General features: G+C 42.6%; 14 protein-coding genes. 3 read left to right on the forward strand and 11 right to left on the reverse strand.

What is annotated here, in order from left to right; genetic code table 11:
- Positions 1–9: 9 nt before the first annotated feature.
- The 3 genes from RMY27_RS11915 to RMY27_RS11925 all read right to left on the reverse strand — a co-directional run bounded on the left by RMY27_RS11915 (position 10) and on the right by RMY27_RS11925 (position 1,965).
- Positions 10–624 carry an anti-sigma factor family protein gene (locus RMY27_RS11915; protein ID WP_322663377.1) on the reverse strand — a complete coding sequence of 205 codons (615 nt, stop codon included), beginning with the start codon at positions 622–624 and terminating at the stop codon, positions 10–12.
- A gap of 166 nt (positions 625–790) precedes the next feature.
- Positions 791–1,447: a sigma-70 family RNA polymerase sigma factor gene (locus RMY27_RS11920; protein ID WP_094352725.1), complete on the reverse strand. Its 657-nt coding sequence runs from the start codon at positions 1,445–1,447 to the stop codon at positions 791–793.
- A 365-nt stretch (positions 1,448–1,812) separates the two neighbouring features.
- Positions 1,813–1,965, reverse strand: coding sequence for a hypothetical protein (locus tag RMY27_RS11925; RefSeq protein WP_292783309.1), 153 nt, complete (start codon positions 1,963–1,965; stop codon positions 1,813–1,815).
- Between the two features lie 666 nt (positions 1,966–2,631).
- Here RMY27_RS11925 and RMY27_RS35500 point away from each other — a divergent pair.
- A complete protein-coding gene (locus tag RMY27_RS35500) occupies positions 2,632–3,279 on the forward strand; it encodes a L,D-transpeptidase (protein WP_416211651.1) in 648 nt (215 codons plus the stop codon).
- A 76-nt stretch (positions 3,280–3,355) separates the two neighbouring features.
- Here the strand turns inward: RMY27_RS35500 and RMY27_RS11935 are convergent, their stop codons facing one another.
- The 5 genes from RMY27_RS11935 to RMY27_RS11955 form a co-directional block, all read right to left on the reverse strand.
- Positions 3,356–3,895, reverse strand: a complete 540-nt coding sequence (locus tag RMY27_RS11935) for a late competence development ComFB family protein (RefSeq protein ID WP_190909652.1) — start codon at positions 3,893–3,895, stop codon at positions 3,356–3,358.
- A gap of 121 nt (positions 3,896–4,016) precedes the next feature.
- Positions 4,017–4,952: a M23 family metallopeptidase gene (locus RMY27_RS11940; protein ID WP_322663382.1), complete on the reverse strand. Its 936-nt coding sequence runs from the start codon at positions 4,950–4,952 to the stop codon at positions 4,017–4,019.
- A 528-nt stretch (positions 4,953–5,480) separates the two neighbouring features.
- On the reverse strand, positions 5,481–6,179 hold the full coding sequence (locus RMY27_RS11945) for a DevA family ABC transporter ATP-binding protein (protein WP_322663385.1): 699 nt from the start codon (positions 6,177–6,179) through the stop codon (positions 5,481–5,483).
- An 88-nt stretch (positions 6,180–6,267) separates the two neighbouring features.
- A complete protein-coding gene (gene devC, locus RMY27_RS11950; protein ID WP_322663405.1) occupies positions 6,268–7,440 on the reverse strand; it encodes an ABC transporter permease DevC in 1,173 nt (390 codons plus the stop codon).
- 86 nt (positions 7,441–7,526) lie between these two features.
- On the reverse strand, positions 7,527–8,723 hold the full coding sequence (locus RMY27_RS11955) for an ABC exporter membrane fusion protein (protein WP_416212336.1): 1,197 nt from the start codon (positions 8,721–8,723) through the stop codon (positions 7,527–7,529).
- Between the two features lie 492 nt (positions 8,724–9,215).
- On the opposite strand from RMY27_RS11955, the gene RMY27_RS11960 reads away from it, so the two are divergent.
- A protein-coding gene (locus RMY27_RS11960; protein WP_322663388.1) for an IS630 family transposase occupies positions 9,216–10,090 on the forward strand; the annotation gives its coding sequence in 2 pieces (ribosomal slippage) (positions 9,216–9,545 and positions 9,548–10,090; 873 coding nt in all).
- Between the two features lie 392 nt (positions 10,091–10,482).
- Here RMY27_RS11960 and RMY27_RS11965 read toward each other — a convergent pair.
- The 3 genes from RMY27_RS11965 to RMY27_RS11975 form a co-directional block, all read right to left on the reverse strand.
- Positions 10,483–11,187 (reverse strand): DevA family ABC transporter ATP-binding protein, encoded by a 705-nt coding sequence (locus tag RMY27_RS11965; protein ID WP_322663390.1) that lies wholly within the window; start codon positions 11,185–11,187, stop codon positions 10,483–10,485.
- A 74-nt stretch (positions 11,188–11,261) separates the two neighbouring features.
- On the reverse strand, positions 11,262–12,437 hold the full coding sequence (gene devC, locus RMY27_RS11970; protein ID WP_322663392.1) for an ABC transporter permease DevC: 1,176 nt from the start codon (positions 12,435–12,437) through the stop codon (positions 11,262–11,264).
- Entirely contained in the window at positions 12,434–13,741 is a 1,308-nt protein-coding gene (locus tag RMY27_RS11975; RefSeq protein WP_322663394.1) for an HlyD family efflux transporter periplasmic adaptor subunit, read from the reverse strand. The genes devC (RMY27_RS11970) and RMY27_RS11975 overlap by 4 nt, the downstream gene beginning before the upstream one ends.
- 361 nt (positions 13,742–14,102) lie before the next feature.
- Between RMY27_RS11975 and RMY27_RS11980 the strand changes: the two genes are divergently transcribed.
- Positions 14,103–14,717, forward strand: a complete 615-nt coding sequence (locus RMY27_RS11980) for a TetR/AcrR family transcriptional regulator (protein WP_322663396.1) — start codon at positions 14,103–14,105, stop codon at positions 14,715–14,717.
- Positions 14,718–15,036 lie beyond the last annotated feature (319 nt).

The raw sequence follows: 15,036 nt of genomic DNA on the forward strand, positions 1-15,036 counted from the left end.
ACTTTACGATTAGTTTATGTCCTGTTTGGGGTCGTGTCGTTGCGGCTGAACCTGATAAATTGAATTTTCTGGAGAGGCTACTGCTGCTTTCGGAATTTCAATTACCGGGTTATTTAGTCCCACCATCAGCGGCGAAGGGGGAACTATAGACGCTGAGGAGGTTTGTATAGGTTCTCTTTGTGGTCGTTGCGCCAGTTGCGGCACCATCGAACCACCACCTACTAAGCCAGATATTGCACCGATCGCACAAGCAGCGACAGCTGCACCTGCCGCTATCCAGTTTAAACGGGAGCGACGGCGCAAACGTGTCAATACTTGCTGAACTGTTTCTTCTGGCGACTGTTGGGTTGCTGGCACTGGGAGCGTCCGCAAACCTTGGCGCAGCTTTAACAGCCGGGCATATAAACATTGAACTGAGGCATCATTTGCCAGCCATTCTTCTACTTGCCTGCGTTCGGTGGCTGTGACTTCACCATCGAGGTAAGCACTCAATAACTCGAAGCGATCGCGCTTCACCATATCCATAAGACCCGTTGATTCATTGGTATGCTTGGCCATTCCATCTGACAAATCTTGAGGAAGTTGCAAAGGAGAACGGTCGTAAAACTGAGAATCAGTAGTCATCTTAACATTATTACCAATTCATACACGGGTAAACTGGGCGGGAATTTTGGGAAAATTAGCCAATTTTCTTCTTAAAGGCAGAAACAATCTACGTCTTTCTAGTAATTTTTAATCTATGCTTAAATTCTGCCATTGGGCAGAGGCAAGATACCGTAAATTAGGAAAATTAGGAGTCTAGATAATTCTGCAAGTGGGCTTGCAGCCTCGATCTAGCCCTGGCTATTCTGGACTTCACAGTTCCTAGAGAAACTCCAGTGATTTCGGCAATTTCTTCATAAGCCATGCCTTCGATTTCTCTGAGGACAATGGTAGTACGAAAAACTTCTGGTAAATCCGCGATCGCTTCTCGCAATTGCTCGTAAAATTCTCTAGTTGTCAGTTCTTCCTCAGGACCTGGGGTATCGCCAGCGATTTCCCAATCCATCTCGCCGTCCTCTAAGGAACGGGGAGCATCCAGTGACAAAGGACTCATAACCCGCTTGCGTTTACGTAACTCGTCGTAAAACAAGTTGGTGGCAATGCGGCTTAACCACCCCCGAAATTTAGCAGGCTCTTGTAATCGGTTAATATTCCGATACACTCGAATCCAAACTTCTTGAGCCAAATCGGCTCTGTCAGGCCAATCTGGAGCCAGGTGGTATAGAACTCGATCAACTTGACTTTGATAGCGGCGTAATAGTTCTGCAAAAGCAGCACGATCTGGCCGCAGTCCGGCTTGACAGCGCAAAATTAAATCGTGGTTAGGGAGTTTGTCAACTTGCACTGATGCTTCTGGATACTTTGCATCAACAGTTGACCAGGATACAGTAATCGATTGACTCATAGATCGTACTGGCTCTAAATCATCCCTATCTATTAGACCTGCTAATGGGACAGAAGTTCCATGCTCAGGTGACGGATTTATGACTGGAACACTGAAGCATACAATTTTGGATACATTTATAGCAATAAGCAGAGCCACTTTTCCTTATACTGCTCCCATAGTTGCCCAAGACCCATCGACTAACAAAAGCGCAATACAATGCACATTTTATTACTTTTAGCAACTGGGTATATACGCTTGATCGAGATAATTAAATTTAGCTATAAAAATGAAGATAAAATTTTGTAATTCTAACTTCTTGATACCTTTAAAATTCGGGTAATAATTTCTGGAAGTTAGGTTGCTGTGGTTGCTAAGATGGTGATTTAATTTTTTGATTTCGTTACCAGAATAGTTGCTGATTGTTCTGGTTGCGGCCCGAAAGCAGCACTAGAGTTATGTTGCTCTGGTACGCGAACTTGAAAAAATAAATTGAGGGAAAATGTAATTGTTACCGCTAGCAATAGTTTTTCAAACATGGTTTTTCATCCACCTATACCATTAATGATTGATTGCTACATTTCAAGAGTTCCACCAAAAAGTCCGAGGAGAGGCTTACGACGCTCAGAACTTTTGAGGAATGAGGTTGCTCACTTGGAATTTTGCCGCTGGGACAATTTGCATAGTCTTAGTTTGCCCAGAGGTGTTGGCAGATTTACAGCGGAAATGATAAGTATTGATAAATTTTTGATAATCGGATGATGAACTCATCCAATTGCTCGGCTGGATATGTCAGGGATAAACAATAGGCGATGGCAATGGTAAGAAACGAATCTATAGGGCGTATGGTAATGCTGCTTTGTTTTGGCACAGCATTTTTATCCTTAGCTGTCCATTGGCGCATTAGTACGGCGGAACGGCAGTATGAGAAGTCTGCATCTACTTCGATGCGGCGAGATTCTACCCGAACCAATTTTAAGGGAAGCCGATCAGAGGGAGTCTATAAGAATCTTTCCCAAGTGAGTTTGGGGGAAATTGCGCTAGGTGGATCTGTGCCAGCTGACGAAGCTACCCAAGGCTCGACTGCCCAGAGGACGTTTACACCAAAGTCCTCTGCTATTAAACCTAAAACTAAATCAAAAATAATTAAGAAGAATTTAGTTAAAACAACTACTCGTAGGGCTTCTACACTCAAGCCTTCTACCATTAAGAAGTCGCAAATAATTAAGAAAAATCTAGCGAAAGCAAGTATTCGTAAGGCTTCTAAACTCAAGCCTTCTACCATTAAGCTTCAAACTAAGCCCCAAATTATTAAGAATAATGTAGCTAAAGCAAACGACCTCCCAACTCAGACGCGGCTGGTGGCGCAAGTAGAAAGACAAAATCCAGTTGCAGATAGTTGGCCAAAAGGTTTGTGGTCTAAGGCTTCAGCCCAACAAGTACCATCTAGTAGGCTGGCAAATGCCAAGACGCAAGTGGTGGTTGATTTAAGCGATCGCCGGACTTATGTATACGCAGGAGATGAGGTGATAGCTAGCTACCCGATTGCTGTCGGTAAGAAAGGTTGGGAAACGCCTACAGGTTCTTTTCAAGTGATCCATATGCGACACTATCCAATCTGGCGTCACCCGATTACAGGTAAAGTATTTGAAGCTGGTACAGATAGTCCCTTGGGAGATAGATGGATTGGTTTTTGGTCAGATGGACGGAATGAAATTGGCTTTCATGGCACGCCGGAAGTTGACCTGGTAGGAACGGCTGTATCCCACGGCTGCTTAAGAATGCGTAATTCTGATGTTCGATTGTTATATGAGCAAGTGAGTTTAGGGACAACAATTTTAGTACGTGATTAATTAGTTAAGAGTCATTAGTCTTTTGTCCTTTGTTCTTTGTCTAAAACTAATAACTAATGACTAATGACTCTTCAAATTATAATTTTTGCTCAAAGTTAGGTGCGTATGTTTGAAGTAAAGCACTAACTTGGCGTACAACCTCATTGCCAGTATTTTTGCCCAAGGCTTGACGTTCTGGGAAGAAATTGGGTCGATCGAGATAACGGTTAATCGCCTCACTTATTTGTTGAGAAATTAAGTCTTGCAGTTGTGCCTGAGCTGTTTGGCGCTGGAAGTTAGCACCCTCTTCTGTGGTAGCATACAAGGGCGGTAGCCGATTGAGGGCGTAAGCGGCAATATCTCCGACATCTAAAGAACTTTCGCTGGTGGCTTCAATTTCTGCGACTCGTGCGATCGCTTCTGTCAGCACCAATTCTTCCATAACGTTAATGAATTGTTTGCGAGGTACCGCCACTACCTCACCAGTCAATAGCGCACCCATCAGCCGATCCAACGCCATATACTCTTCAATTGAGAGTTCCGAGGCGTTATCACAGATTCTACCGACTTCCGCTTCCATTGCTGGTGTCAAATAACCATCCTGGAGAGCTTGTTCTACAATTTTTTCGATACTCATAACGCTTATCATCATTTATGTTGGCAAAGCTTGGTAGGGACGGTATCAATCCGATTTATTTTGCCTAATTCTCAGCAAAAAATACACAAATTATGCAAAGACACGATCAATTCTGCCTCTACTAGTTAACAACCTTAGTTCGCCAAGGTGTTGGATCAACAGATTGTCCGTTGACATACAGACCCCAGTGCAAGTGCGGTCCCGTAGAAGCACCTGTTGAACCTACTGCACCAATTAGTTGACCAGCTTTCACAAAATCACCTTCTTTAACGTTAATACGACTCAGGTGCATGAAAATACTGGTTACTCCTTGACCGTGGTCAATGCCAACTACGTTACCGTGTACCCGAAACCCTTGGGATACCCTACCTACCAAAGCAACTCGCCCAGCGGCTGGGGAAATTACCGATGAACCGGCAGCACCAGCGTAGTCAAGACCACGATGATAGTAGTCTTTTGCAAATGTACCATTATAGTAGCGACGCACACCATAGGTTGTACTCATCCGCCCTGCATTTGGCTTTAAGAATACTCCATTCCAAAACTTTTCTGGTGTTTGTAGTGCCTTAAAAGCTGCCACCCGCTTAAGTTCATACTCTGTGGCATCCACTCCAGCTTTACCAGGTGGCAAAGTAATGCGTTGTACGGGGAATTTGCGATTAAGCACATTCACTGCCAAGTTTTGCACTTGACCATCCCCTGCAACCCGAAGTGTTCTGGTTCCAGCTTTTTCTAATGGAGTTGTGGGAACAAAAGCCCGATACCGATTAGGCGCAATTTCAAAGGCTAAGTATGTATTCTTACCACTAGCTACTGTTGGATTTGTACCGTTCTCTGGATTATCTAGATTAATCTCCACCGAGAGTGTATCCCCTAATTTAGGATTAGTTGGAGTCACTTTTACTTGCAAAGCATCTACAGGCAATGCCAAGGCGATGGGGAGAACAGCAAATATTCCTTTTAACACATTTATTGCAAGGCAATTGGCTGTCAAAGTTTTGACATTAAAACCGAGCAAATTTTTGTTTGAACTACTAGCGCTATTCTCAAGAATCATAAAACTACAAAAAACCCTTGCTTGTATTGGAAAATAGATTAGCTTATTATCGCTAGTGTTTCCTGTTGAAAGCCAATGTTGTTGACAACCATAAATTTTCGGAAATTCTCCAGGTACTTATGGATTGCAAGGGCAAATCATTTTATCTGTAATTTTAGGAAATTGGTTTTAACTCTAATAACCAAGGTGTATGACATTGGCAATGAGCATAAAATTTAACTGTGATTACATAAATAATACTTGAAGGAAATCTTGGAATCAACTGGACACTTTTTCAACTGGACACTAATATCACATTGTTAGGTTGAAATTGGTATGGGGAAATTACTTAAACTAGGTAAGTAAGTCAGTGAAGATAAATTAAACTATATACATACCATTCAAAAATATTATTTTAAAATTTACTGACGAATAGCGGTTTAGTTGCCAAAAAACTATGATATTGAGGGAATAAATGTGAGTTTGCCAGGCCACACGTCAGATTTACTTTATAAATCAACTCTGAATCAGGGAATACGCTAATTAAGTTTAGGCTGATAGTATGACTTTTGGCTTGAGTATGCCATCTTCCATCTGCACTATGCGATCGGCAATGTCTAGGATGCGATTGTCATGAGTAACCATCAAGATGGTACAACCTTGTTCTTTTGCGAGTTTTTGCATGAGATTGACTACATCTCGTCCCGATTGACTGTCAAGGGCGGCGGTGGGTTCATCTGCAAGGATTATTTGAGGATGACTGACTAAAGCACGAGCGATCGCTACTCTTTGTTTTTGTCCTCCAGACAGTTTATCAGGGTAATAATGCAAATGATTTCCTAATCCTACTTGCTCTAACATTTGGGCTGACCTAGCTCGCATTTTTTTTAACCCAAGATGTTTGTGTAATTCTAAAGCCATTTTGACGTTTTGGAGTGCCGTCAAACTACCATGCAAGTTATGTCCTTGGAAAATATAACCATTACGGCGTCGCGATTGCACTAGTTGTTCAGCGCTCGCACCACAAAGTTCTCTTCCCAACACCTGCAAACTACCAGATTGGGCAGAACGCAACCCACCCACTAAGGTTAGTAAGGTAGTCTTTCCAGAACCAGAAGGCCCAGTCATGATAACAATTTCACCAGCATTAATCTCTAAGTTGATATTACATAAAACTTGCTTGCGGAGTGAGCCGTGACCAAAGTGATGGTCAAGATTCTGGATGGAAATGATGGATTGACTAGTCATAAATAGATCAATTACTCGTGACGATCGTCATTGGTCATTTGTCCTTTGTCCTTTGCAAATGACCAATGACCAATGACGAATGACAAATTTAAAACATATCAGCGGGATCGGTGGCTTGGAGTTTGCGGGTGGCGATCGCACCGGAAATTGTACACATAATGATGGTCAGTACTAATACCTGCAATGCCCGAATCGCAGTCATGTACATGGGCAAATTTGTAGCACTGCGAGTCAGTTGATAAAGCACTAAGGACACTCCTAATCCGGGGAAGAAGCCTAGTGCTGCTAATATTAACGATTCTTCAAGCACCACACCTAGAAGGTAGTAATTGCGATATCCCATTGCTTTAAAGGTGGCGTATTCTCGAACATGGGCATTAACATCGTTAGAGAGGACTTGATAGACGATGATCACGCCTACCACAAATCCCATTGATACACCTAGACTGAAAATAAACCCAATTGGAGAATTTGTTCTCCAAAAGTTATTCTCAAATTCAATAAATTCGGCGTGGGTTAATACTCTGACATCATCTCTGAGGTAGGCTTTGAGCATTGCTGCTACTTTTTTCGGTTCATAGCCTGGTTTCAGAAGAATCAAACCTAGACTGACACTGCTGGACTGCCGCCCAGAAAATAGCCGCAAAAAATTTTGATCGCTGGTAATCAGGTTGCCATCAAAGCCAAAGGAAGCCCCGACTTGGAATAAGCCACTAATGGTAATTGTGCGCCTTTCTATTTCAGTAGTCAGGGTTTTACCTTGGTCAATTTGAGCGATCGCTTTTTGATAATCTCCTCTTGCACCACGATCAAACAACACCCTATCCGGCATTTTGATCGCTTGCAATTGCTGGTTAACATCTGGTAAGTCAAAAGCTGGCTTGTCTGGGTTAAAGCCGATAACTAATACCCCTGTTTCCCGGTGTGTTTGGGGATTCTTCCAGATTGTGTTGTTAAAATACATTGCTTGGGCCGACTTCACCCCTGGTATATCCATTGCTTGGTAAAGTCGCCGCCGAGAAAATGTAGACAAGCTTGCCAAGTTACGGGCTTGGGGACTGGTTAAAACAATGTCTGCTTGCAAACTGCGATGTAGTCTGGTGTTACTGTCATACAGCGCAGTCTGAAAACCTAGCTGCATAAACATGAGAAGATCCGCAAAGGCAATGCCTGATAATGCCACTAAAAGACGGCTTTTTTCATGATTCAATTGCAGCCATCCTAGAGGGGTTCGCCGTCGCAGTTGTTTGATCAATCCCATCATAAGAAGTGGGGAGTGGGGGGCAGGGGAGCAGGGGAGCAGAGGAGAATAACTACTGACAAATGACTAATGACTAATGACAAATTTCACAATTTAATTACTGCCTTAACTTGCATATTGGTTAAATTGGCGGCTTTTTGGCTAGAAGTTTCATCTAGTCGGATGTAGACTTCTACTACTCTGTTGTCGATATTGCTGACGGGATCTGTGTTAATGACATTCTGTCGTCGCACTTGCAAGCCTTTGCGATCTACGATTCCCTGCAATTCAATCGGGAGGTAATCACCAAAGATTCGCACTTGCTGCCCTGAATTCACTTTGCCGATATCGCTTTCGTAGACTTCGGCGATGACATACATCTGGCTGGTTTGTCCAATATCTGCAATGCCATCATTTGATACTAATTCTCCAGGATGCGTATGGATCTCAAATACCTGTCCATTTTGGGGCGATCGCACTACAGCCTGATTGAGATTAACTTTTGCCAGATTCATGGCTGCTACAGCACGATCGACTTCTGCTTTAGCAGTTTCTACATCCACTCCACGCACTTCAGCGATTTCATCAAGTGTTGCTGTGGCTTGTTTAACCTGCTGCTGACTTGTTGATTGGGTACGATTTAACTGTGCCTGGGCTTCTTGCAAGCTTTTTTGGGCGGTTTCCAAGTTTAAACGCTTACTATCCCGTTGAGAGGCGGAAATTGCGCCTTGTTGATATAGTTGCTGATAGCGTTCGTCTTCTGCTTGGGCGTTACGCACTTCGGCTTGGAATCGCTCAATTGCCGCGGCTTGGGCATTAATATCACCTTGGCGTTCGGCTTCTAGACGAGCGATCGCAGCTTTTTGGGCGGCAATTTTACCGCGTTTAGCACCTGCTTGGGTGCGGTTTAGGTTTGCCTGGGCTACTTTTACCTGTTCTTGTGCTTCTTTGAATGCTGCTTGGAGGCGATCGCGGCTGTTTAAAATTGCGATCGTTTGTCCTGCTTTTACCCTATCCCCCTCCTTTACCAACAACTTTTCTACCCGACTTCCTTCCGCAGACACCGCAGCAGAGAGTTTAATTACCTTTCCCTGTGGTTCGAGTCGCCCTAAAGCTGTTACCGTTTTTAACTGTGGTAATTGTGTTGCTGGTACTTGTAACTCTGGATTTGCATAATTTTGCCAGCGTTTTAGTATATAAAAACTTATTCCGCCAACCAATAAAGATATAGTTATACCTATAGCAACGGATGGACGCAGAATAGACTTAGGGAACGTTCTGTACCCTAGCTTTGAGTTTCGCACCATAGATTACCTCTTAACTAGTGGCGCAGAAAAAAGAACAGATTCGGCTTTTCTCCGTACTTGTTTGCTAATTACTACTTCTTGAGTCAGTTATTGTTGATTTATCACTTAAAATTCCATAAAAAAATTGTATTTTTTGACATCTTACTTAGATAAGGTCATTTACGTGGATAGAAGAACAAAAAATCCTTCTATTGATTAAAAAGTTGATTTTCTTAGTAACTTACCTTTGGTTTATGAAAGCACTCAGGTATAGTAAACGGTTTCAAAAATACGGGTTGTAACAGCGCCAACAATCCGAATAAAATTAAGTAAATAAAATAAGTGTTTTTTGTGAAATTTATGAACAATTCTAATCAAGTCAAATTTTGATGAGTAACTTTTTGTAAAAAGTAGATTATGTTTATAATAGTATAGCAACCGCCAAGGCGGTTAAGCCATAAACTGGAAGTAGACCTTGATGAAAGCTCCAGTAGAACCTCTGGGAAACTTATGCCCAAACCTTATAGTTATGACCTCCGGCAAAAAGTGATCCAAGCAATCTTGCTTGATGGCTTAAAAATTACTGAAGCAAGCCGTATATTTAACATTAGTCGTAACACTATTCGATTATGGCTCAAGCGGCAACGTGAGACAGGAGATTTTCAAGCATTGCCGAATCAACCACCTGGCAATGGGCATAAAATTACTGACTGGGAAAAATTTACTTCCTTTGTCGAGGCTAATGGGGATAAAACTCAAGTAGAGATGGCCAAACTCTGGTCGGAAGAAATTAGCGATCGCACTATATCACGAGCGTTAAATAAAATTGGGTTTACTCGAAAAAAAAAACTTATGGTTATCAACAAAGAGATGAAGTTAAACGATTTAAATTTATTGAAGAGATAGCCAGGTATAGACCAGAGAACATAGTGTATATAGATGAAGCTGGGATGGATAGTAGAGAAGATTATAGCTATGGCTGGAATCAAAGAGGGAAGCGCTTTTATGCTCTAAAAAGTGGCAGAAGACAAGGACGGATTAATATGATCGCCGCTTTATGTAATGGTCAGTTATTTGCTCCCTTTACGATAGAAGGATCTTGTAATAGGAGTGTGTTTGAAACTTGGTTGAAAACTTGCTTAATCCCCCAATTAAAACCCGGTCAAATCGTGATTGCAGATAATGCCAGCTTCCATAAAGGTGGACAGATTATTCAATTAATTGAAGCTGCTGGGTGTCAGTTAAAATACTTGCCATCTTATTCCCCCGATCTTAACAAAATTGAGCGATGTTGGTCATGGTTAAAAAGCCGAATTCGTAAGCAAATAATTCAATGTGGCTGTCTGAGAGATGCGATGGAAGCTGTGCTTCACACAGCGGCTTAACCGCCTTGGCGGTTGCTATAAATCTAAAAAATTTCATGGGTATATAATTCTATCTACCTAAACCTTAGAATTATTTCCATTTAAAAAGTATATAGCGTTTACTAATCACATGAGGTACATCATATTCCCCTCCTCGCTTGCGGGGAGGGGTTCTTGTACCTCACTCAACTGAGAACCGCTGTAATATTTTATCCGCAGCTTTCAAAAGCTAAATAATATTTAAATTTTCTCGTTTTGATGCGAGAATGAGTAGTTAATTTAAAATGAACAATTGTAAACTTATTATAAATTTCCAAAAAATGATGTAGGGACGTAGCACTGCTAAGTCTCCACAAATATTCTGGCTAACGCATATTTAATTTTCTTAGATATGTATTGCAAGACATAGCAGTTTAATTTGCTGCAACAACAGCATGGTCATTTACTAACTTGCCATCTTCCATATAGACGATGCGATCAGCAATATCTAGAATGCGGTTGTCATGAGTAACCAAAAGAATGGTACAGTCTTGTTCTTTAGCTAGTTCTTGCATGAGGTTGACCACATCTCGCCCCGATTTGCTGTCAAGGGCGGCGGTGGGTTCGTCTGCTAAAACAATTTTAGGACGACCAACCAATGCACGAGCGATCGCAACTCTTTGTTTTTGTCCCCCAGATAAATCATCAGGATAATAATTCAGGCGATTTCCTAATCCTACCTCCTCTAACATTTCGGCCGATCGGCTTTTCATTTCTGCCGGGGAAATATTATTATGCACTTCCAAGCCCATTCTGACGTTCTGAAGTGCTGTCAGGCTACCGTGCAGATTGTGCGCTTGGAAAATATAACCGTTACTGCGTCGCGCTTGAGTAAGTTGTCTTTTGTTAGCGCCACACAGTTCTTGTTCCAATATTTGCAAACTGCCGGATTGAGCAGAACGCAAGCCACCGACTAAGGTGAGAAGTGTAGTTTTCCCAGAACCAGAAGGCCCAGTCATAATAATAATTTCGCCAGCGTTAATATCCAGGTTGATATCAAAAAGAACTTGCTTGCGAAGTTGACCATGACCAAAATAGTGGTCGAGATTTTTAACAGAGATTACAGGTTGACTACTCATAAATAGCTTGATTACTCGTGATGCTAGCCATTTGTCCTTTGCAAATAACAAATAACAAATGACAAATGACAAATTTAAAACATATCTGCGGGGTCAGCCGATTGTAATTTACGGGTGGCGATCGCACCAGAAATTATACACATAATCATAGTCAGTGTTAATACCGTCAAGGCCCGTGCTACGGTCATGTAAACTGGCAAATTGGTGGCATTACGAGTTAAATGATAAAGTCCTAAAGGTGCGATCACTCCTGGGATAAAGCCCAAAATTGCCAAAATTATCGCCTCTTCAAATACCACACCTAATAAGTAGAGATTGTTGTATCCCATTGCTTTAAAAGTGGCGTATTCTTTCATGTGGGAATTCACATCTGTAGAAAGAACTTGATAGACGATAATCACGCCCACCAAAAACCCCATTGCTACACCCAGGCTGAAGATAAACCCGATCGCCGTATTTGTTTTCCAGTAATTTATTTCAAATTCGAGAAATTCTGCTTTGGTTAAAACTTTGACATCATCATCTAAATGAGCTTCTAAAGCTGCTTTCATCTGTTTTGGGTCAGACCCTGGTTGCAGCTGCACTAAACCGAGACTGACACTGCTTGCTTCTTGCCTGGGAAATAGTCGCAGAAAGTTCTGGTCGCTGGTAATCAAAGTACCATCGGCTATGAAGGAAGCCCCGACTGAAAATAAGCCGCTAACGGTAATTGTCCGCCGTTCTATTTCGGTTGTGACAGTTTTACCTTGTTCAATTTTGGCGATCGCATCATTATAATCTCCTCTAGAGGCGCGATCAAACAGAACGGTATCTGGTAACTTAATAGCATCTATCTGGCGATTAACATCCGCTAAGTTCAACATTTGCCGATCAGGATTGAACCCCATAACTAATATTGTCGTTTTCTGACGTGTTTGGGGATTTTTCCAATCAACAATGTTGACATACATTGCTTCTGCCGACTTTACACCTGGTACATCCATTACTTGATACAACCGCCGCCGCGTAAAGCTAGACATATATGCTAGGTTACGTGCTTGGGGGCTGATGACAAACATATCAGCCTGCATACTCCGATGCAGCATTGTGTTACTTTCAAACAGGGCATTCTGAAACCCTAGCTGCATGAACATTAGAACATCGGCAAAGGCAATACCTGACAATGCCACCAAAAGACGACCTTTTTCATGACTCAGTTGCAGCCATCCTAAAGGTGTTCGCCGCCGCAGTTGCTGGATAAATCCAATCACAGTTCAATTACCGCCTTGACTTGCAAATTAGTTAAGCTAGAAGCATTTTGGCTAGATAGTTTATTCAGTTGCACATGGACTTCCACTACTCTGGCATCAATATTGCTAGAGGGGTCAGCGTTAATTAGATTTTGCCGCTTTACCTGCATACCAATCCAATCCACTCTTCCCTCTAATTCATTGCGTAGGGAATCACTACTTACCTGCACATCCTGTCCCGGACGCACTTTCTTGATATCACTTTGATAGACTTCTACCACTGCATACATCTGGTCGGTTTGACCTAGAGCCACAATTCCTTCATCGCCAACAGTTTCGCCGGCTCGCGTATTAATCTCCAAAATTCGACCGGCTTTAGGAGCCACAACGTATGCCTGCGCCAGTTCTGCTTTAATTTTCTCCACCGTGGCTTGAGCGCTGTCTATTTCTGCTTGTGCATTTGCTATATCTGTTGGGCGAACTTCAGCAGTTTGATTTAAGTTAGCTTTTGCTTCGTTAATCTGCTGTTGTAAGCTGGCGAGAGTTTGTTCCTGGTTGGCTTTTGCTTCGTTAAGCTGCTGTTGTAGGGTTGCCACAGTTCTTGTCTGAGTGGCTTGGCTTTCAATTAACGCTTGAGTGGAAGTTTCGGCGCTTAAGCGTCTGTTATCAACTTCCTGGCTAGAAATTGCTCCTGCTCTATATAAAGTCTCGTAGCGCTGCACGTCAGCTTGGGCATTACGCCTCTCGGCTGCTACACGAGCCACTGTTGCTTGCAAGCTCCGTTGTTGCCCAAGGAGTTCTGCTTCTATACGATTAATTGTGGCTTGCTGAGTTTTGATGTTTCCTTCTAGTTCTACTTGCAGACGATTCACAGTTGCTTGACGCGCTCCAATTTCTCCCTGTTTGGCTCCAGCTTTTACCTGGTTAAAGCGGGATTTGGCAACTTGAACTTGTTTTTGTGCTTCACCTAAATTAGCTTGTAGGCGATCGCGGTTGTCCATAATCGCAATTATCTGCCCAGCTTTGACGCGATCGCCTTCTTTCACCAATAGTTGCTCTACCCGATTTCCTTCATTAGAAGAAGGCGCTGATAGTTTTATTATTTCTCCCTTTGGTTCTAACCGCCCTAATGCTGTTACTGTTTTTACCACAGGCTGAACTACTACTGGTGCTTTCTGCTTTTCATTAGCTGTAGCCTGAAGCTTCATCACCGCATAAACACTGATTCCACCTATTGCTAGAGATGCAAGTATTGTAAGTAGAAGTGGCGATCGCAAAAGATTCTGAGAAGACCTTAAACCCTCTGAATTCCTGTTTTCCCTCATCTTATTCCCCCTTACCACCAGTAGCAACCTGTACTAAACTGTCCAGTTCAATTCATGCTAAACTAAACGGACTAGTTTAGTCAATAGGACACAACTAAACTTGCCAATCAATTTGCAAAGGCATTATGCAGTGAAATGCTATTGCTGCCCCCCTTGTACTGAGCGCAGTCCTTGGCGTGGTAACAGAGCGTAGTCGTACCCCTCCGGGGAAGCAAGCTACGCGCAGCGTCTCGTAGAGAAGTGCAGCCTCTCGTAGAGAAGTATGCCCCCTTCAACAAAGGGCATATTTATTTTTGCCATTTTGTACTGGGGCATTTTGCAGCATCTATTAATATTGTTTATAAGAAAGGATGATTAATAAATGGTACGCATCAAAGCTGACGAAGTTGATCGGGACAATTCCGTTGATAAAGTGGAGCAAATTCTGCAAGGGGCAATGCAAGAATTCCTTCAACATGGCTATGCTGGCACAAGTATGGATCGGGTAGCAGTAGCAGCAGGTGTTTCTAAAGCGACAGTCTACAGCCACTTTCAAGATAAAGAAGGACTGTTTAAAGTACTGTTAGAGCAACTGGCTAGCAAAAAGAACAGCTCCATTTTTGGCACAGAACCTATTGAGGGAGAACCAGCCGTCATACTGTATCAGGTAGCAACCAAAGCATTAGAGCAGATGCTTAACGACAAAGAACATAGTGCATTTATGCGAGTACTAATCGGAGAATCTGGACGTTTTCCAGAGTTAGCTCAAATTTGCGTTCGGGCGATGATTAAGCCAGTAGCGGAAACTCTTACTCACTACTTAGCGGCTCCAGAATTAAAGATACCCGATCCAGAGGCAACAGCGAGAATTCTCTTAGGAGCATTGGTGCATTTTCATATTACTCAAAATGTGATGCATGGACAGGACATTGTACCAATGGAAAGCGATCGCCTGATTGATGCCTTCACACACCTAATCAATAAATGCGCCGATTAAATTAGCTATTTCCTAACGCTTGTTTGGTCGGAAGGTCAAATAATATAACCTTGATTGAGATCGTATCCGCCAAATTACCCATAATAAAAGAACCCCTCCCCCAACCCTTTGCGCCTGTGGGCTACGGTGTACACACAAATTGAATTACCCCCCTTAATCCCCCCGATGCATTGGGGGGAAACTAAAAATACAGTTCCCTCCCCTTTATAAGGGGCTACGGTGTACACACAAGTCGAATTACCCCCCATAATCCCCCCATGCATTGGGCTACCGTGTACACACAAGTCGAATTTCTTCTTAAATCCCAAACATTACCTAC

This window comes from Nostoc sp. DedQUE09 (assembly GCF_034530915.1).
GTDB lineage: Bacteria > Cyanobacteriota > Cyanobacteriia > Cyanobacteriales > Nostocaceae > Nostoc.

Excerpts from the sequence above, each read along its gene's own strand:
- RMY27_RS11915 (WP_322663377.1), bottom strand. The coding sequence starts at position 624 with ATGACTACTGATTCTCAGTTTTACGACCGTTCTCCTTTGCAACTTCCT.
- RMY27_RS11920 (WP_094352725.1), bottom strand. The coding sequence starts at position 1,447 with ATGAGTCAATCGATTACTGTATCCTGGTCAACTGTTGATGCAAAGTAT.
- RMY27_RS11925 (WP_292783309.1), bottom strand. The coding sequence starts at position 1,965 with ATGTTTGAAAAACTATTGCTAGCGGTAACAATTACATTTTCCCTCAAT.
- RMY27_RS11935 (WP_190909652.1), bottom strand. The coding sequence starts at position 3,895 with ATGAGTATCGAAAAAATTGTAGAACAAGCTCTCCAGGATGGTTATTTG.
- RMY27_RS11940 (WP_322663382.1), bottom strand. The coding sequence starts at position 4,952 with ATGATTCTTGAGAATAGCGCTAGTAGTTCAAACAAAAATTTGCTCGGT.
- RMY27_RS11945 (WP_322663385.1), bottom strand. The coding sequence starts at position 6,179 with ATGACTAGTCAATCCATCATTTCCATCCAGAATCTTGACCATCACTTT.
- devC (WP_322663405.1), bottom strand. The coding sequence starts at position 7,440 with ATGGGATTGATCAAACAACTGCGACGGCGAACCCCTCTAGGATGGCTG.
- RMY27_RS11965 (WP_322663390.1), bottom strand. The coding sequence starts at position 11,187 with ATGAGTAGTCAACCTGTAATCTCTGTTAAAAATCTCGACCACTATTTT.
- RMY27_RS11975 (WP_322663394.1), bottom strand. The coding sequence starts at position 13,741 with ATGAGGGAAAACAGGAATTCAGAGGGTTTAAGGTCTTCTCAGAATCTT.
- RMY27_RS11980 (WP_322663396.1), top strand. The coding sequence starts at position 14,103 with ATGGTACGCATCAAAGCTGACGAAGTTGATCGGGACAATTCCGTTGAT.